Origin of the sequence: Nocardia sp. NPDC047654 (assembly GCF_043205035.1) — a bacterium.
In the GTDB taxonomy this organism is placed as follows: Bacteria; Actinomycetota; Actinomycetes; order Mycobacteriales; family Mycobacteriaceae; genus Nocardia.
In genome coordinates, this window is record NZ_JBIDDF010000001.1 from 1,762,966 (window position 1) to 1,780,790 (window position 17,825).

Genomic DNA, 17,825 nt, shown 5'->3' on the forward strand with positions numbered 1-17,825 from the left:
GGCGCCGAACCGGCGAGGGGCCGGGGTGCGCGCCCCCGGCCCCGGCTCATGCGTCGGCGAGCAGGGTGACCGTGCCGGCCGACCCGTCCACGCGCACCCGCTGCCCGTCGGCGAGGGCCGCGCTGGCGGTCTTGGTGTCGACGACGCAGGGGATGCCGAATTCCCGGGCCACGATGGCGGCGTGGGAAGCTGATCCGCCGATGTCGGTGACCACCGCGGCCGCGTAGGCGAACATCGCGGTGTGGCCGGTGTCGGTGACCGACGCGACCAGGATGTCGCCCGGCTCGATGTCGTCGTCGAGGGACAGCACGCGTTTCACGGTGCCCTCCACGACGCCGGAGGACACTCCGATGCCGTTCAGGCTTTCCCCGGGCGCCAAAGCGTCCGCGTCCGAGAGCGGTTCCCAATCGCCCGCGATCACGTCCGGCATCCGGATGCCCTGTAGCCGGATGAGTTCCGCCCGCCGCCGTGCTACGCGCTCGGTCAGATCAGCGGGCGCCCAGAGGATTTCGTCGAGGGTGAGGAAGCAGGCGTCCTCGGTCTGCTGTAGCCGCCCTTCCCGGATCAGCCGGCCCGCCCGCTCGCGCACGGCGAGGCGCAGGCAGTGGGTGTACCGGACGACGGCGTCGCGGACGCGTTCGCGCGCCATCGTCGCTCCCGCCGCCATCCGCGCGGTGCGGCTCGGGGACGAGTCGACCGGTTCCCGTTTGGGCGCGGGCATCGCGGCCGCTCGGGCTGCGGCGGTGACCAGCAGTTCGGGACGGTCGCCGAAAGTGGGGTTGATCAGCTCGCACTCGCCCGGCCCGCGATGCCCGATCCGGTGCAGTTCTTCGTCCAGCGCGGCGGAGAACGCCGGGGAGATCGCCCGCGTCGCGCCGACATCGCCCGAGTGCGCCGCGTCCTGCAACGCGGTGTCGGCCCGGCACAGCGCGGCGAGCCGTTCCACGGCGAGCATGGTCCTGGCCGACTCCAACCGCTCGAGGTCGATGGGCACGTCCGCCGATTCCTTGCCACGGGAGTGGATGGCCGTTGCCGCGCCGGTCATCATCACGCCGATGGACGCCGCCGCCCACGAGTGGTTCAGCCGGTCCCGCCACAGCAGGGCCCGAGCGTGCAGTTGCTCGTCGGTGAGCTCGCGGATCGCCGCGGCGCTCAACGTCTCCTGGTGCGCGGCGGCGTTGATACCGTCGGTGGTCTCCCGATAACGCAGCGCCGTGCGCAGCACCCGGCCTGCGGCGCGCCAGGTGGCGCGGGTACTGGCGAAACCGGTCGGGGTGGGTGGTTTGCCGTGCGGGGTCAGCGAGATCTCGGCCGGGATGTTGCCGTAGACGTCGCGACGGATGCTCTGCTCGTCCCAGCCCGGCATGTTCTCCGCGGCCAGCACCCCGATGGAGGCGTTGATGTAGATGTGGTGCCCGAGGACGGTGGTGACCCGGCTGGTCCAGTGCTCCAGCGCGATGCCCTCCAGCGCGATCATCCGGCCCATCGCCGCGTTGGCCAGCCGGATCGCGCCCGCCTGCAGATCAACGGTCAGCGGCGTGAGCGGGCCGGGCAGCGCCTCGGAGGTATTCGTCGCGGTGTGCACCGGATAGGCCGGGTCGACGCGATCGTCGAATTCGCCCTCGAGACCTTCCGGCGCCACCGACACCAGGGCGTGGCCGTCCGAAGTGGCGGCGCGGCTGGGCACCAGATAGCCGGGCAGCGGGATCGCGCCGGTGCGAGCGACGAGTTCGCCGCCGTCGACCTTGCGGCCGCCCAATCCGCGAACGATATCCGCCGCCACTTCCGACGCGGTCCACCCGCAGCGGAATCCCCACTCGTCGCGCGCCGCCGTCGAATCCACCCGCGGTGCGGGCCGGGTGCGCGACTTTCGCCGCAGCCGCCGTGTTCCCGCCGCCGCACGGATGCGGCGCGCGTCCTCGGCGGAAACCACGCCGGGCGCGGCCAGCTCCACGACGCCGGTACGTCCCGATCCCACGGCCAGTACCAGGAAGCGTTCGAAGTCGTCGGTGTGCAGCACCTGGAATCCGCCCGCCGGGCGGGAACCCAGCAGCCGCAGCAGGTTTCGCCCGCTCGAGCCCTCGACGCGCCTGCCCGCGACCGGCGCGGTGCGCACGATCAGCGCCTGCGCCCCGCTGGACCGCACCGCATCCTCGGCGACCGCGTCCGATCCCGCGCCTACGGGAACCACGATTCGCGCCCCCGCCGCTCGGGCCGCTCGCGCGATCGCGGCGAGCGAACCGCCCAGGTGTACCACCGCCGCACAGTCGGCGACGGCCTGCGCGCAGATCGCCGGCCCCTCCGGGTCACCGGTGATCACCTCGACCCGAGGATCGACGTACCGGTGGCGCTCGCGATCCAGCCCGACCACGTCGTGGCCCGCGGCCAGCAGCATGCGCGCCACCGCGCGACCGGTCGGATCGGAAACTCCGGTGACCAGGACCCGCATGAATTCTTCCTCCTCGCTGGCGCCCACGCAGACGTGACGCCGTTCACACACCATCGCCACCCGGCGCCCCCGTGCTGGTGCGCAGTCCCGATCACCGGGACCGGAGGGTCGCTCACCAAGACGGGCCTGCGGCCACCGAGCGCGGAGCGGGAAGGTCGACTCCATGAGTGATCGGAATTCGGTCGCGCCCCGCGCGGCCGCCGACGTGCGCGCCTACGACATCGAGACCGATGTGCTGGTGGTCGGCTACGGATGCGCCGGGTCCGCTGCGGCATTCGAGGCGGCGGCGGGCGGCGCGCAGGTACTGGTGCTGGATCGGATGAGCGGTCCCGGCGGCGCATCCGCCCTCTCCGGTGGCGAGATCTATCTCGGCGGTGGCACACCGATCCAGCGGGCCTGCGGGTTCGATGACGACCCGGCGGCGATGGCCGCGTTCCTGTCGGCCGCGCTCGGGCCGGGCGCCGACCCGGACAAGATCACCCGCTACTGCGCGGACAGCGTCGCGCATTTCCACTGGCTCGCCGACCGCGGTGTGCCGTTCAAACCCACGCTGTGGGACGCGCCGGCCTGGGTACCGCCGACGGATGACGGGCTCATGTGGCTGGGGGAGAACAGCGGGCCGTTCGCCGAACTCGCCGCGCCCGCGCCCCGTGGCCATCGCCCGGCCGCGGCCGACTTCGGCGGCAAGCTGCTGATGGACCGCCTTGCCGGGGCCGCTCGATCCGCCGGTGCCACGGCGCTCTCCGACACCAGGGCCACCTGCCTGATCGTCGCGGGCGACGGCACGGTCGTCGGCGTGGTGGCCCGGCGGTACGGCACGGAACTGACCGTCCGTGCCCGCCGCGGCGTCGTACTGACCACCGGCGGATTCGTCGACAACGACGCCATGCTGGCCGCGCACGCGCCGAAACTGCTGGGACACACCAAGGTCAGCGCGGGCACCGACGACGGAAGCGGGATCCGGATGGCACAGGCGCTCGGCGCGGCCGTGCGGCACATGGCCACCGGCCAGGTGGGCATCTCACTCGTTCCCGGCCTCGCCGCGCGCGGCATGGTGGTGAACGGGAACGGGCAGCGGTTCATCAACGAGGACACCTATCCCGGCCGGATCGGCCAGGCGGCACTGTTCCGGCAGGACATGCGGACCTGGGTCGTGCTCGACGAACGGGCCTTCGACGAAGTACCGGAACCCCAGCGGTGGGGTGTGCGGCCGACCCACGTGGCGGAGACCGCCGAGGAACTCGCCGATCTGATGGACCTACCGGCGGCCGCATTGGCCGACACCATCCGCCGGTACAACAGCTTCGCCTCCCGCCGCGTGGATCCCGAATTCGGGAAAGCGCCGCGCTGGCTTCGGCCCCTCGCGCCACCGCTCGCCGCGATCGACGTGCGGGCGGGGGTGCGGCCACCGTCGGAGTCCGGTGATCGCCGCGGGACCGGCGCATCCGTCTTCACCCTCGGCGGTCTGCACACCTCGCTCGACGGCGCCGTGCTCGACATCGACGGCGCCCCGATCCCCGGGCTGTTCGCCGCCGGCCGGGCCGCCAGCAACCTGCACGGCGAGGGTTACATCAGCGGCACTTCGCTCGGCGACGGCACCTTTTTCGGCCGCCGCGCGGGCGCCGCCGCGGCTCGCACCGACTGATCCCGCCGGTGGGTTCCGGTCATCGGGATGGATCGGGGCCGACGGCGCCGCACCGGCCTAGCGTCGAAAGACGGCACTACGAGGAGGACTACCGCATATGACCAACAAGGTGCTCGATCGGGTACGGGATCTGCTGCCCGCGATCCGAGAGCGAGCCACCGACGCCGACCGGCAGCGCAGAGTGCCCGAGCAGAGCATGCGAGAGCTGACCGACGCGGGGGTGTTCCGCATGCTGCAGCCGTCTCGCTTCGGTGGCGACGAATCGTCCCCGGTCGCGTTCTACGAGGTGATCCGGGCTATCGCCACCGCATGCCCGTCCACGGCGTGGGTGTCGTCGGTGCTGGGCGCGCACCCGTGGCAGCTCGCCTTGTTCCCGCTGCGGGCACAGGAGGACGTGTGGGGCGCCGATCCGGACACGCTGGTCTCCTCGTCGTACGCGCCCACCGGCAAGCTGACGCCCGGCGCGGGCGGCTTCGAGATCAGCGGTCGCTGGAGCTTCTCCTCCGGATGCGATCACGCCCGCTGGGCTTTCCTCGGGGCGGTCGTGCCGAACGACGAAGGGGGAGCGGAGTACCTGACCGTCCTGGTGCCGCGCACCGACTACCGCATCGAGGACGTATGGCATGTGTCCGGGCTGTCCGGCACCGGCAGCAACGACATCGTCATCGAGAACGCGTTCGTGCCCGCCCACCGGACCTACCGCGCGAGTGAGCAGGCGGAGCTACGCGGACCCGGTCAAGAGGTGAATACCGCCCCGCTCTATCGGATCTCGTTCGGCGCGGTGTTCTCCAACACCATCACCGCACCCATCATCGGCGCCGCCCAAGGGGCCTACGAAGCGCACATCGAGCGGATGCGTGAGCGGGTGCGGATCTCCTACGGCGGGCAGAAGGCCGCCGAGGACCCGTTCGCGCACGTCCGGGTCGCTCGCGCGGCCTCGGAGATCGACGCGGCCGTCCTGCAGATGGAGCGCAACATCAGCGAGCAGCTGCGCTATGCCGAAGCGGGGGAGGAGATCCCCTTCGAACTGCGGGTGCGCAGCCGCCGCGATCAGGTGCGCGGGACCGAACGCGCCATCGAGGCCATCGACCTGCTGTTCGACAACTCCGGCGGCCACGCCATCCGCAAACCCAATCCGATCGAGCGGCACTGGCGCGACGCGCACGCCGGAAGCGTGCACGTCATCAACGATGTCGAGCGCGCCCTGGTCCTCTACGGCCGCAACGCGTTCGGGCTGCCGGTCACGGATCGGATGATCTGATGACGTTCACCGCCGAGAACACCACGCGCTGGAGCACGACGGGCGGCTACGAACTGCGCTACCACGAGGCGGGGGCTGGTGCGCCCCTGGTGCTGCTGCACGGTTCGGGGCCGGGAGTCTCGGGCTGGGCCAACTTCGGCGCGAACCTGCCGGTGCTGGCCGAGCGTTTCCGCTGTCTGATCGTCGACCAGCCCGGCTTCGGCGCCAGCGGCCGCCCGGCGGCGTACGAACGCAACTACCTGCGCGTCTCCGCCGACGCGGTGCTCGGGCTGCTCGACGACCTCCGCCTGGACCGCGTCCACCTGCTGGGTAATTCGATGGGCGGCGCGGTCGCGACGTTGCTGGCGCTGGAACATCCCGACCGGATCGATCGGCTGGTGCTGATGGCGCCCGGCGGCGTCGGGGTGAATGTCCTGGGACCGGAACCGTCCGAAGGCATCACGCGGTTGCTGGAGTTCAGCGCCGACCCCACCCGCGAGCGCCTCGTGCCCTGGCTGCGCACCATGGTGTCGAACCCGGGCACTCTGACCGAGGACCTGATCGAAGCCCGGCTGGCCGCCGCCTCGGATCCGGCCGCCATCGCCGCGCTGCGCGACGCCTACGCGACGTTCGCCGATCCCGTTCTCGCCGAACCGGTTCCGCTGTGGGCCCGGCTGCGCGGACTGCGCCCGCAGACACTGATCCTGTGGGGGCGCGACGATCGAGTGACACCGGTGGAGGCGTCGCTGCTGCCCGCACGGCAGATCCCCGACGCCGATCTGCGCGTTTTCGCCCGCTGTGGTCACTGGGTGCAGATCGAGCGCAAGTCGGCGTTCGAACGCGCCGTCATCGATTTCCTCGCCGCCGGGCTCTGATCGCCGCCGCCCACGTCGGTCACAGCCCGTGATCGCGGACCCATCCCGCGACCTGGGTTCGCGAGGTGAAGCCGAGCTTGGTGAGGATGTGCTCGACGTGGGTCTCGGCGGTGCGCACCGAGATCACCAGGTCCGCGGCGATGCGTTTGTTGCTGTGCCCGGCCGCGACCAGCCGGGCGACGTCCTTCTCCCGCCGGGTGAGGACGTCGGCCGCCTCGAAGCCGGCCGAAGTGGGCTGTGGCGGACGCGCCGTGACGGGCGTGCGACCCAGCGCGTAGTCGATCGCCTCGCCCAACGACAGCGCCGCACCGCTGTCGAAGATCTCCTGGAACCTGCGTTCGCCCAGCGCTTCTCGGACGCGACCACGCATCTTGTCACCCAAGACGCCGGTGATGGCGTGCGCGAGGCGCACCGTGCTGCGCGCGAGGATCTCCGCGGCGCCGAGCAGACGCGCGGCCCGCTCGAAGTCGGCTCGGTCCACCGCCGTCCACGCCAGCCCCTCGAATCCGGAGGCGAGCCAGACGCACCGCTCGAACAGGCTGAACATTTCGATGGACCGGGCGAGATAGCCGGTCGCGGCGGCCTGATCGCCGCGTCGCCAATGGTCCAGGCCCATCGACCACTGTGCCAGCCCGCCGAGCAGAGACGGTCCCCGCTCGGTGGCGACCGCGAGCAACCGCTCGGCGAAAACGGTCGAGCGCGCGTCGGCGAGCACCAGCGCGCACACGAACGCGAAGGCGAGACTGTCCATCTCCATGGCGTGATGGCCGCATTCGGCCGCCAGATGCGTCGCGGTTTCCGCCAATTCGAGCGCGCGGACGGTGTCTCCGTCGTTGAAGGCCAGCAGTGCCGAATCGAGCATCGCCTCGGCGAGAATATCGGGGGCATTGAGTTTTCGTGCCAGGGTCACGCATTCGTCCACCAATTGGCGAGCGGACCCGCGGTCGGACAGCAGCGCCGCCAGCGAGGCGGCCGCGGACAGCCCGCGTGCGCGAAGCTCGGTCGGTTCGCTCGACTTCGCGAGCGCATCGGTCAGCCAGCGATACCCTTCGGTCAGGAAGCGGTTGTGCTCCCAGAACGGCCGCAGCACCGCGGCCATCTCCAGTGCCGACTCCGGTGTGTCGACGAGGCCGGATTGCAGAGCCGCGCGCAGATTCGCGTGCTCGCGGTTCAGTGCGCGAAACCATGTGACGTCGTCGGAACTCCAATACGCGGTCCGGCCGCGCAACGCCAGCCGCCGGTAGTGGTCGCGGTGACGCGCGCGCACCGCGGGCTCGTCGCCCCGCTCGGCCAGCCGGTCGTGGGCGAACTGCCGGATCGGCTCCAGCATCGAGTACCGGCCGACATCGCCGTCGTAGCGCAGGCTCAGCACCGATTTGTCGACCAGGCCGGTCAGCGCGTCGAAGAGTGTCCGCGCCCCGGACGCGGGCAGGCACACGGCCTCGGCGGCGTCGATGTCGAAGCCGCCCGCGAAAACCGACAGCTGCTCCCACAACCGCTGTTCGGCGGGCGTGCACAGGTCATAACTCCAGCGGATCGCACCCTCGATGGTCTGCTGTCGCTCCGGCGCGAGTCGCGGTCCCGCGCTGAGCAGGCCCATGGTGTCGTCGAGCCGGGCGAGGATCTGCTCCGGAGTGAACATCCGAAACCGCAACGCGGCCAGTTCCAGAGCGAGCGGAATGCCGTCCAGTCTGCGGCAGATCGCGGCCAGCGCACCCCGGTTCGCCGAGGTGGCCACGAATCCGGGATTGGCGGCGCCCGCCCGTTCGGCGAGCAGCCGCATCGCATCGCTGTCCGCGCTCTCCCCCTCTGCGAGCGGCAGGGGCGCCACGGGCATGACCTGTTCGCCCTGGACCCCCAGCACCTCCCGGCTGGTCGCCAGCACCCGTACCTCAGGGGTGGTGGCCACGATCCTGCCGACCAGCCGCGCGCACGCGTCGATCAGGTGCTCGCAGTTGTCGAGAATCAGCAGCAACCGTTTGTCCGCGAGGAACTCGGTCAGCCGTCGCAAGGGCGCCGCCGTGTCGTCGCGCAGCGCCAGCGCCTCCGCGACGGTCACCGTCACCAGGTCGGGGTCGTGCACATCGGCCAGCTCGACCGTCCACACTCCGTCCGGGAACGCGCGCGCGACCACCGCGCCGACCTGGCGGGACAACCGGGTCTTGCCGACACCGCCCGGGCCGAGCAGCGTCAGCACCCGCGTCGTGGGCAGCAGCCGCTTCGCGGCGGCGAGTTCCTCCCGGCGCCCGACGAAGCTGGTGACCTCGGCAGGGAGGTTGCCGATGGGACGCCGCGCCATGGGTGTCAACCCTAGGTACCGCGCGTGGCGCGCAGGAGCATTCTGGACAAAATCGACTCCGGTGGATGTGCCGGCGTGGCGCGCCGGCACGGGGGCGGTGGAACCGAACCGCTCCGGTTCATCGGACGGCGACAGCGGCGTCGTCGACCTCGGTCAACTGGTGACGCATCCGGTCACGCTTGGCGCGCAGATAGCGCACGTTGTGCTCGGTCGTACCGGTCTGCAGGGGAATTCGCCGTTCGACGGCGATACCGTAGGCGGTCAGACCCGCCTGTTTGGCCGGATTGTTGCTGAGCAGCCGGACCGACCGCACGCCCAGGTCGGCGAGGATCTGCGCCGCGGCGCCGTAGTGGCGGGCGTCGACGGGCAGCCCGAGCCGCAGGTTCGCGTCGACCGTGTCGGCACCGGCGTCTTGGAGCTGGTAGGCGCGCAGTTTGTTGAGCAGTCCGACGCCGCGTCCCTCGTGGCCGCGCAGGTAGACCACGACGCCGCGGCCTTCGGCGGCCACGGCCTGCATGGCGGCGTCGAGCTGCTCGCCGCAGTCGCAGCGCAGCGAGCCGAACGCGTCACCGGTGAGGCATTCCGAGTGCACCCGGGTCAGCACGTCGCGCTCGCCCGGTGTGCCGAGCACCAGCGCGAGATGTTCGGCGCGGTTCGTCTCATCGCGATAGCCGACCAGCCGGAACTCGCCGAAACGGGTCGGCAGCCGGGTCTCGACGACGCGCCGCACGCCCGGCTCGAGCCCGCGGCGGTGGTCGACCAGGTCGGCGATGGAGATGATCGGGATTCCGTGCACCCGGGCCATGGTCAGCAGCTCGGGGAGCCGGGCCATCGACCCGTCTTCGCGCACCACCTCGGCGATGACTCCGGCGGGGCGTAGTCCCGCCATCCGTACCAGATCGACGGCGGCCTCGGTATGCCCTCGCCGACCGAGGACGCCGCGCGGGTGCGCCCGCAAGGGGAATACGTGCCCGGGACGGGTGAGATCCCGGGGTGTGGCGGCGGGATCGGCCAGCAGGCGCATGGTGTGGGCGCGGTCGGCGGCCGAGATGCCGGTGTCGATTCCCGTCGCCGCGTCCACCGAGACCGTGTAGGCGGTGCCCTTCGGATCCTGGTTGACCGCCGTCATCGGCGGCAGCTCCAGCCGGTCCAGATCGCCGCCCATCATGGGCACGCACAGCACGCCGCTGGTGTGCCGCACCAGGAAACCGATATTCTCCGCGGTCGCCCGCTCGGCGGCCAGCACCAGATCGCCTTCGTTCTCGCGGTCCTCGTCGTCCACCACCAGCGCCATGCCGCCGCTCGCGATCGCCGCCACCGCGGCAGGCACCGAGTCCAGTTCACCGGTCATCATCCGCCACCTCCATATGCCTAATAGAAATATGACGGGGCCGGAACAGCCAGGCGGGGTCTCACTCAGTGAGGCGATCGATATCCGTCAGCAACTCTCGCGCGAAATCACGCTCGGCCTCGTAGTGCCGCACGCACCAGCGCAGCACCAGTTCCGGATAGGCCCAGTCCGGATTCGCCTCGGCGCCCTTCGCGTCGGCCTCGGCGCGTTTACGCATCTTCTCGGCGTATGTGATGTGCTCGGTGAGGATTTCGCGCATCCGTTCGGGCTCGGCGAGATTGCCCAGCCACGCTCGCAGCATCACGCTGTGCTTGAGCACCGGCGCCTCGACCGGCGCGTGGTTGACCCAGTTCGCGGCGGCGGCACGGCCTTCCGGTGTGATGGCGTACATCCGCTTGCCGCGCACGCCGTCCTCGTGCACCACCGTGCGGGAACTGGCGTAGCCGTGTTTCTCCAGACGCTTGAGTTCGGCGTAGATCTGGCTGAACGACGGGCTCCAGTAGAAGAACTGAAGACTCCAGTCGGCCCATTTCTTCAAGTCGTAGCCGGAAAGTTCATCGGCGTGCGAGAGCATTCCGAGCACGGCCCACGCGGTGGTCGGCAGGTCGGGCACCGCGGGTGTGCCGCCATCGGTCATGGTCGGACTGTACCGCTCAGGCATATTCGGACTCGGGCTATCGCCAGCGCGCCCGGCGGGGGAACAACGTCCGGCCCGCCTCGTGGGAGATCTCGAGCAGCACCCGTGCCAGCTTGTCGAAACTCATCGCCTCGGCCCGCCCGGACAGCGACAGTGCCGCGGGCGTCGTGCCACGGCCACGCAACGGCGCCGCGACGCAAGCGATTCCGTCCATCGATTCCTCCCGGTCCAGCGCCACGCCTTGGCGCAGCCGGATCTGCGCCAAGGCGCGATGCAGCGCGCCGGGTTCGGTGATGGTGTGCGCGGTCAGGCGCGGCAGCCTGGTATGGAACGCCGCTTCGGCGATGCTCGGTTCCAGCGCCGCCAGCATCGCCTTGCCGAGCGCGGTGCAGTGCGCGGGCATGCGACCGCCGAGGCGGGTGGGCAGCAGCGCGGCCAAGCGGCCACCGGCCTTGTCCAGGTAGACGACCTCGCGTCCGTCGAGCACCGCCAGATGGCCGACCATGCCGGTGCGCTGACACAGTTCGTGCAGCAGCGGGCTGACGGCGTCGCGGATCTCGTTGTGATCGGCGGTGAGTCCGCCCAGTTCCAGGGTGCGCATGCCGAGCCGGTACCCGCCGGAGGTGTGGGCCAGCCAGCGCAGCCGGATCATCTGATCGAGGATCCGATGGACTGTCGAGCGCGGCAGGCCGGTGCGCTCCACCAGGCCGAGCAGCGTCAGCGTCGGGGTCGCGGCGTCGAACGCGTCCAGGATGAGGGTCATCCGCTCGATCATCGATACCGGCACGTCGGCGGAGCCGGGGTCGGCCCCGTCGGGCCGGCCGCGGTGGGGGAGCCGGGTGGTGTGCGGCTCGGCGTCGGGTAGCAGGGTGACGGTCATTCGAACCTCCGTCGGTCGCATTCGGTCTACGTCGACCAGGCACCACGTGTCCGATCGTTTGTGTCTCCCATCACACTGACGGGTTCGCGACCGGGAGGAATCGGGAGAACTACGTAGCTTCCACGGATCTCCGTCTCGGTGACCGGACTCCGATGTTGACCTCGCTCCGGCGGCGGCTGCTGTCATAGCTGTCAGGTATATGCCTGATCGAAAGAGGAGGCCCGATGGAACCGGTGCTCGAGATGGACGGATCGCCACTGGACGTGCGCGACTTCAAAGCCGTGCTGGGTCGCTTCTGCACCGGCGTCACGGTGATCACCGCGCGGTCGGCGGCCGGGCCTGCCGGATTCACTTGCCAGTCGTTCTCGGCACTGTCGCTGGAGCCGCCCGCGGTCTGCTTCTGCCCGGCGCGCACGTCTACGTCGTGGCCGCGCATCCGCGAGGTCGGGCGGTTCTGCGTCAACATCCTGGCCCACGACCAGCAGGAGATCTGTGGGCAGCTCGCGCGCAGCGGCACGGACAAGTTCGCGGGAGTCGACTGGGAGCCGTCGCCGAACGGCTCGCCGCGGCTGGCCGGCGCCGTGGCCTGGCTCGATTGCGAACTCGAACAGGAGGTCGACGGCGGTGACCACACGATCGTCATCGCGCGCGTCACGGCGCTGTCGGAGCATCGCGAGGCGCCACCGCTGCTGTTCTACCGCTCCGCGTTCGGACGATTCGATCCGGCCTGAGCGCCTCCCGGCCAGTGGGACTGCGCATTTCCGCCCCGCCATGCCGAACCGAAATATCGAGGTGACAAACGTGCGTGAATTGTGGAGGAACCGATGACTACCGACACCGAGGTTCGAGTGATCGACGCGGGCGCTCCGCCCGCCCGGTACGCGCGTGGCTGGCACTGCCTGGGGCTGGCGCAGGACTTCCGGGACGGGAAACCGCATACCGTCGAGATCTTCGGCACCGAACTGGTGGTCTTCGCCGGCGCGAGCGGAGAGCTCAACGTCCTGGACGCCTACTGCAGGCACATGGGCGGGAACCTGGGTGACGGCCGGATCAAGGGGGACTCGATCGCCTGCCCGTTCCACGACTGGCGTTGGGGCGGCAACGGCCGTTGCACCGGCATCCCTTACGGCCGCCGGGTGCCACCCCGCGCGCGGACCCGATCGTGGCCGACGCTGGAGCAGAACAAGCAGCTGTTCGTCTGGAACGACCCGGAGGGCAATCCGCCGCCGGAACACGTCGCCATCCCGCGCATCGAGGGCGCGTTCAGCGACGAGTGGACCGACTGGACCTGGAACACCATGACGATCGACGGCGCGAACTGCCGCGAGGTCATCGACAACGTGGTGGACATGGCGCACTTCTTCTACGTGCACTTCGGGTTCCCGACCTACTTCAAGAACGTCTTCGAAGGTCACATCGCCAGTCAGTACATGACCTCGGTGTCCCGCGAGGACATGATGGGGGAGACCGCGAAGGCATTGGGCGGCAAGAATGTCCTGCACTCCGACGCCTCCTACTACGGCCCTTCCTACATGATCGATCACCTGCGCAGCGAAAGCGCGGGCCTGACGGTCGAGGGCATCCTGATCAACTGTCACTACCCGGTGTCTCCCACCGAGTTCGTGCTGCAATACGGCGCCATCGTGAAGAAGCCGCACGGCGTGTCGCCGGAACAGGCCGAGGACATCGCGGCGAAGTTCGCCGGTGGTCTCGGCCGCGGCTTCGAACAGGACGCAGCGATCTGGCAGCGCAAGACCCGCATCGACAATCCGCTGCTGTGCGAGGAGGACGGACCCGTCTACCAGTTGCGCCGCTGGTATGAGCAGTTCTACACCGACGTGGCCGAGATCGACCCGAAGATGACCGATCGCTTCGAGTTCGAGGTCGACACCACCCGGGCGGTCACCGCCTGGGAGGCGGAGGTCGCCGAGAATCTCGCCGAGCAGCGCGCCGGCGCCGAGGCCTGAGCGGCCCGCGATGGAACCGGTTACCTGCCGTACCTGCGCGACGTGCGTGCTGGTCGAGAAATTCAGCCCGCAGCACACCAGCGTGCAGTGGACCGCGAGCGCGGTGGCGGTCTGCGCCGAGTTCACCGGGGCGGACAGCGCGCGAATGCGGACCTGCGCCGCGCTGCGCGACAGCATCGATGCCGCGGTCGCCGGCGGTCGCATCGAAGTCGGCACCCGTGACGGGGACGTGCCGTGAACGCCGTGGACGACCGGAGAGGGGACACGACAGTGAATGGGGCGCGAGCGACCGCGGTGGTGCCGCCGCGTACGGGTATCCCCGGCGACAACGAGAGCCGGCCCGGAGCGGTTCTGCCCCTGCGCGTGGCGCAGGTGATCCGGGAAACCCACGATGCGGTATCGCTGGAGCTGGATGCCGTCACCGAGCAGCCGGATTCGATCGCATACCGTCCGGGTCAGTTCCTGACGCTGCGGATACCGAGCGAGCTGACCGGCTCGGTGAGCCGCTGCTACTCCTTGTCGAGCGCGCCGCACGAGCAGGGTCCGCTGAAGGTCACCGTCAAGCGAACCCCCGACGGATACGCATCGAACTGGCTGTGCGACAACGCGATAGCGGGGATGGTCCTCGACGCCCTGCCGCCCGCGGGCGTCTTCACCCCCGCGTCGCTCGACGACGACCTGCTGTTGTTCGCGGCGGGCAGTGGCATCACCCCGGTGCTGTCGATCCTGAAATCGGTGCTGGCCGCCGGGTCCGGGCACTGCGCGCTGATCTACGCCAACCGCGACGAGCGCTCGGTGATCTTCGCCGCCGAGCTCGCCGACCTCTCCGCCCGGCATCCCGGCCGCCTGGTCGTGGTGCACTGGCTGGAGAGCGTGCAAGGGCTACCGAGCCGCGCGCAGCTCGCGGCGCTGGCCGGACCGTGGTCGGGTCGCGAGGCGTTCGTCTGCGGTCCCGGTCCGTTCATGGACGCCGTCTCCGCCGCACTGATCGGGCTGGGGGCCGGCCGCGAGCGCGTGCACGTCGAGAAGTTCGTGTCGCTCAACGGCAATCCGTTCGACAGCGGCGCACCTGAAGTCCTCGACTCCGGCGATCGCGCCACCGTGGCGGTCGATCTCGACGGCGAGACACGCGAACTTCCGTGGCCGCGGCAGCAGGTGCTACTCGACGTCCTGCTGGCCAATGGACTGGAAGCGCCCTACTCCTGCCGCGAGGGCGCTTGCAGCGCGTGCACCTGCCGGATCGTTTCGGGGCGGGTGGAGATGCGGCACAACGAAGTTCTCGACGAGGCCGATCTGGCCGAGGGGTACGTGCTGGCCTGCCAGGCGGTCCCGATCACCGACACGGTGCAAGTCACCTATTCCTGAGGAGTACGACGAATCAATGGCTGATATCGCCTCGCTCGGCTACGTCCGGATCGCCGTCGCCGATGTGGCGGCCTGGCGGACCTTCGCGTTCGACGTTCTCGGCTTCGCGCAGGGCGCCGGCCCGAATCCGGACAGTCTGTACCTGCGGATGGACGAGCACGCCTACCGCTTCGAACTCGTTCCCGCGCAACAGGACCGCGTGCTCGCCGTCGGATGGGAGGTGCGCGACTACCGCGCCCTGGCCCGGGTGCGGCACACACTGGAGCGGGCGGGCGTGGCTGTCGCATCGCTCGCCCAGGATCGGGTCGACGCCCTGCGGGTGGAAGAGGCCTTCACCTTCGTCGATCCCGCCGGGTTCACCGTCGAGGTCTTCCACGGCCCGGTGCTCGACCACAGCCCGGTCGTGACCGCGCACGGCAACCGCTTCGTGACGGCCGGATCGGGGCTCGGCCATGTCGTGCTACCGGTGCCCGACCTCGAGGAGGCGAACCGCTTCTACTGTGAGGTGCTCGGATTCCTGCCGCGCGGATCGTTCCGGGTGCCCACCCCGCCCGAGGTGGGCCCGATTCGCGTGCGATTCCTCGGCGTGAACCGGCGTCACCACAGCCTCGCCCTGATCCCCGGCACCCGCTCCGACGGTCCGGGCCTGGTGCACATCATGGTCGAGGTCGACGAGCTCGACGCCGTCGGCCGCGCGCTGGACCGCGTCATGCGGGCCGGCTATCCGTTGTCGTCGACCCTGGGCCGCCACACCAATGACAAGATGATCTCCTTCTACGTCCGCACACCCGGTGGCTGGGATCTCGAATACGGCACCGAGGGCTTGCTGGTCGACGAATCCACCTACACCGCAGAGGAGATCACCGCGGACAGCTACTGGGGCCACGAATGGTCTCGTAGCTGACCCGGCGGGGCGGTCACGTGCCGAGGACTTAGACTGGCGATTCGAGGAGGAAGGAACGCTGATGAAGCGAAATCTGAACTGCCCCTGCGGAGAATCGATCGTCGGAACCGACGAGGACGATCTCGTGGCGAAGACGCAAGCGCACCTGGCGGAGAAGCACCCCGGACACGACTACTCACGCGACGAGATCCTGTTCATCGCGTACTGACCGAGAGCTCCGGGCGCGCCCGGAGCATCACGGCCGCGGACGCAGACCCTCGATCATGTGCGTCGTGGTCTCGTCCAGCAGTTCGTCGGCGGCCTCCACGGCGATCACGCCCGAGCCGACGAAGGTGGCCAGGCCTTGCAGTGCGGCGACCGCGGACAGCGCGATGCGCCGCGGGTCGCCGGCGATCACCTCACCCCGCTGCTGCGCTTCGGCGATGAGCGCGACCGGCGTCGCGAACGCCGCGTCCACGGCTCGGGACATCACATCGCCCGCGGCAGGGCTGTGCCTGCGGGCGAACATGAGCGCCACCAGCGCGGAATTCTCGGTGGCGAATCGGAGATAGGTCCGGGTCAGAGCGCGGAAGCGCCCCTCCATGGCACTCCCGGCCGCGGTCTGTTCCAAGGCGGCGGCGAGACGCTGGAAGCCCGACACCGCGATGGCGTCGAGCAATGCCTGCTTGTCCTTGAAATGCCGGGTCGGAGCGGCATGACTGACTCCGACGTCACGGGCCAGCCCGCGCAGCGAAAGGCCGTCGACGCCGGACTCGCGCAGCGTCGCCTCGGCCCGCTGCAGCAGTTCGGCGCGCAGGTCGCCGTGGTGATAGGACCGGCTTCGAGTGATCGGCATGGTGTTTGCAGGATAACAAAATGTAGGCATTGCCTACTTTGTAGGCGGTGACTACATTTACTCGCATGACGGTTCGGACCTTCACCGCCCCGATCGCAGTGCTGACGGTGTTCGCGGCGCTGCTCGCCACCATGTACCTCGGCTACGCGGGCAATACCGAGAAGAACTTGCACGACTTCCCGATCGCCCTGGTCAATCAGGACGTGGGTGACACGCTGGACGGCAAACCCGCCAACATCGGCGCCCAGGTCACCGACGCGCTGGTCGCCGGGATCCCGGCGGAGAAGATCGACCTGCGCGTCCTCGGCATCGCCCAGGCGCGCGAACAGTTGCAGGACGGCGAGGTGTACGGCGCCATCGTCATCCCGTCCGACTTCACCAAGCGTCTGGCCATCCTCGGCGCGGCCGCCGTGGTCCCCGGGGAGATCGAGCGGCCGGTGATCACGGTCCATACCAATCCGCGCATCGGTCCGTATACCACCGGCATCATGCAGCGCGTCGCCGATCGCGCGTTGAACCAGGTGGACGAGACCGTCGGCAAGAACCTGACCGGGCAGGTGAACGCCGCCCTCGCGGCGGGTCCGGGAGCGCCGGTCGAGCTCACCGGCGCCGCCAGGTTGATGCTCGCCGACCCGGTGCAGATCGTCACCGCGCCGTACCGCCCCATGGACGACGGTGCAGGCCAAGGCCTCGTCGCCTTCTTCTACACCTTGATCCTGCTGCTGGCGGGCTTCACCGGCGCCATGATCATCCACACGCTCGTCGACTCGGTACTCGGTTTCACGCCAACCGAGTACGGTCCGTGGTTCGTCCACCAGCCGGCCACCGGGATCTCCCGATTCCGGACACTGCTGGTGAAGTGGGCGGTCGTCCTCACCGCGGCGCCGATCCTGTCCGGGATATTCCTCGCCGTGGCCGCCGCGTTGGGTGTTCCGCTGGGCAGCCCACTGCTGTTGTGGCTCTACGGCATACTCGCCATCGTCGCCGTCGGCGTGACCGCGCTGGCCGTCCTGGCCACCTTCGGCACCGCCGGCCTACTGGTCAACCTGATCTTGTTCGTCGTCCTGGGCCTGCCGTCGTCGGCCGCCACGGTCCCACTGGAGGCGACGCCGGTCTATATCGCGAAGCTGGCCGCCTTCGAGCCGATGCACCAGATCTACCTGGCGGTGCGCGCCATCATGTTCTTCGACGCCCACGCCGGAGCCGGTTTGGGCCACGGGCTGTGGATGACGCTGCTCGGCCTCGGAATCGGACTGGTCCTCGGTGTCACGGCCACGTACTCCTACGACCGCCGTGGACTGCACCGCGCGACAACGCCTCTCGGCAGTGCCCCCGCCGTGGGCGCGCCCGCCGTCGCCGGATGAACGGGTCCGGGCGA

The 17,825-nt window shown here is 69.8% G+C and carries 16 protein-coding genes; 10 read left to right on the forward strand and 6 right to left on the reverse strand.

The genetic code is table 11. The features are described from left to right. Positions 1–46: 46 nt before the first annotated feature. Entirely contained in the window at positions 47–2,449 is a 2,403-nt protein-coding gene (locus ACGF7Y_RS08245) for a PEP-utilizing enzyme (protein ID WP_393230689.1), read from the reverse strand. Positions 2,450–2,612: 163 nt separating this feature from the next. Here ACGF7Y_RS08245 and ACGF7Y_RS08250 point away from each other — a divergent pair, with 163 nt between their 5' ends. The 3 genes from ACGF7Y_RS08250 (at position 2,613) to ACGF7Y_RS08260 (ending at position 6,209) form a co-directional block, all read left to right on the forward strand. Then, positions 2,613–4,094: an FAD-dependent oxidoreductase gene (locus ACGF7Y_RS08250; protein WP_393230692.1), complete on the forward strand. Its 1,482-nt coding sequence runs from the start codon at positions 2,613–2,615 to the stop codon at positions 4,092–4,094. Positions 4,095–4,191: 97 nt separating this feature from the next. Beyond that, positions 4,192–5,355: a 3-hydroxy-9,10-secoandrosta-1,3,5(10)-triene-9,17-dione monooxygenase oxygenase subunit gene (gene hsaA / locus ACGF7Y_RS08255; RefSeq protein WP_393230695.1), complete on the forward strand. Its 1,164-nt coding sequence runs from the start codon at positions 4,192–4,194 to the stop codon at positions 5,353–5,355. Further along, on the forward strand, positions 5,355–6,209 hold the full coding sequence (locus tag ACGF7Y_RS08260) for an alpha/beta fold hydrolase (protein WP_393230697.1): 855 nt from the start codon (positions 5,355–5,357) through the stop codon (positions 6,207–6,209). The genes hsaA and ACGF7Y_RS08260 overlap by 1 nt, the downstream gene beginning before the upstream one ends. A gap of 19 nt (positions 6,210–6,228) precedes the next feature. On the opposite strand, the gene ACGF7Y_RS08265 is transcribed toward ACGF7Y_RS08260, so the two are convergent. The 4 genes from ACGF7Y_RS08265 to ACGF7Y_RS08280 form a co-directional block, all read right to left on the reverse strand. After that, complete coding sequence (locus tag ACGF7Y_RS08265) at positions 6,229–8,508, reverse strand: LuxR C-terminal-related transcriptional regulator (protein WP_393230700.1); 2,280 nt, start codon at positions 8,506–8,508, stop codon at positions 6,229–6,231. 118 nt (positions 8,509–8,626) lie between these two features. Next, complete coding sequence (locus ACGF7Y_RS08270) at positions 8,627–9,862, reverse strand: bifunctional 3,4-dihydroxy-2-butanone-4-phosphate synthase/GTP cyclohydrolase II (RefSeq protein WP_393230702.1); 1,236 nt, start codon at positions 9,860–9,862, stop codon at positions 8,627–8,629. A gap of 58 nt (positions 9,863–9,920) precedes the next feature. Further along, on the reverse strand, positions 9,921–10,496 hold the full coding sequence (locus ACGF7Y_RS08275; RefSeq protein WP_393230705.1) for a PadR family transcriptional regulator: 576 nt from the start codon (positions 10,494–10,496) through the stop codon (positions 9,921–9,923). Between the two features lie 37 nt (positions 10,497–10,533). Next, entirely contained in the window at positions 10,534–11,376 is an 843-nt protein-coding gene (locus ACGF7Y_RS08280) for an IclR family transcriptional regulator (protein WP_393230707.1), read from the reverse strand. A gap of 224 nt (positions 11,377–11,600) precedes the next feature. Here ACGF7Y_RS08280 and ACGF7Y_RS08285 point away from each other — a divergent pair, with 224 nt between their 5' ends. The 6 genes from ACGF7Y_RS08285 (at position 11,601) to ACGF7Y_RS08310 (ending at position 15,820) form a co-directional block, all read left to right on the forward strand. Continuing rightward, on the forward strand, positions 11,601–12,107 hold the full coding sequence (locus ACGF7Y_RS08285) for a flavin reductase family protein (protein WP_393230710.1): 507 nt from the start codon (positions 11,601–11,603) through the stop codon (positions 12,105–12,107). A 93-nt stretch (positions 12,108–12,200) separates the two neighbouring features. Then, on the forward strand, positions 12,201–13,343 hold the full coding sequence (locus tag ACGF7Y_RS08290) for a Rieske 2Fe-2S domain-containing protein (protein WP_393230713.1): 1,143 nt from the start codon (positions 12,201–12,203) through the stop codon (positions 13,341–13,343). A 10-nt stretch (positions 13,344–13,353) separates the two neighbouring features. Beyond that, positions 13,354–13,581, forward strand: coding sequence for a hypothetical protein (locus tag ACGF7Y_RS08295; RefSeq protein WP_393230716.1), 228 nt, complete (start codon positions 13,354–13,356; stop codon positions 13,579–13,581). A 77-nt stretch (positions 13,582–13,658) separates the two neighbouring features. Beyond that, complete coding sequence (locus tag ACGF7Y_RS08300; RefSeq protein WP_393231035.1) at positions 13,659–14,708, forward strand: 2Fe-2S iron-sulfur cluster-binding protein; 1,050 nt, start codon at positions 13,659–13,661, stop codon at positions 14,706–14,708. Positions 14,709–14,724: 16 nt separating this feature from the next. Continuing rightward, positions 14,725–15,612 carry a VOC family protein gene (locus ACGF7Y_RS08305; RefSeq protein ID WP_393230719.1) on the forward strand — a complete coding sequence of 296 codons (888 nt, stop codon included), beginning with the start codon at positions 14,725–14,727 and terminating at the stop codon, positions 15,610–15,612. A gap of 61 nt (positions 15,613–15,673) precedes the next feature. Further along, complete coding sequence (locus tag ACGF7Y_RS08310) at positions 15,674–15,820, forward strand: hypothetical protein (protein ID WP_063917340.1); 147 nt, start codon at positions 15,674–15,676, stop codon at positions 15,818–15,820. Between the two features lie 27 nt (positions 15,821–15,847). On the opposite strand, the gene ACGF7Y_RS08315 is transcribed toward ACGF7Y_RS08310, so the two are convergent. Continuing rightward, complete coding sequence (locus tag ACGF7Y_RS08315; RefSeq protein WP_393230722.1) at positions 15,848–16,447, reverse strand: TetR/AcrR family transcriptional regulator; 600 nt, start codon at positions 16,445–16,447, stop codon at positions 15,848–15,850. 65 nt (positions 16,448–16,512) lie between these two features. Here ACGF7Y_RS08315 and ACGF7Y_RS08320 point away from each other — a divergent pair, with 65 nt between their 5' ends. Continuing rightward, positions 16,513–17,811, forward strand: coding sequence for a DUF3533 domain-containing protein (locus ACGF7Y_RS08320; RefSeq protein ID WP_393230725.1), 1,299 nt, complete (start codon positions 16,513–16,515; stop codon positions 17,809–17,811). Positions 17,812–17,825: the final 14 nt, after the last annotated feature.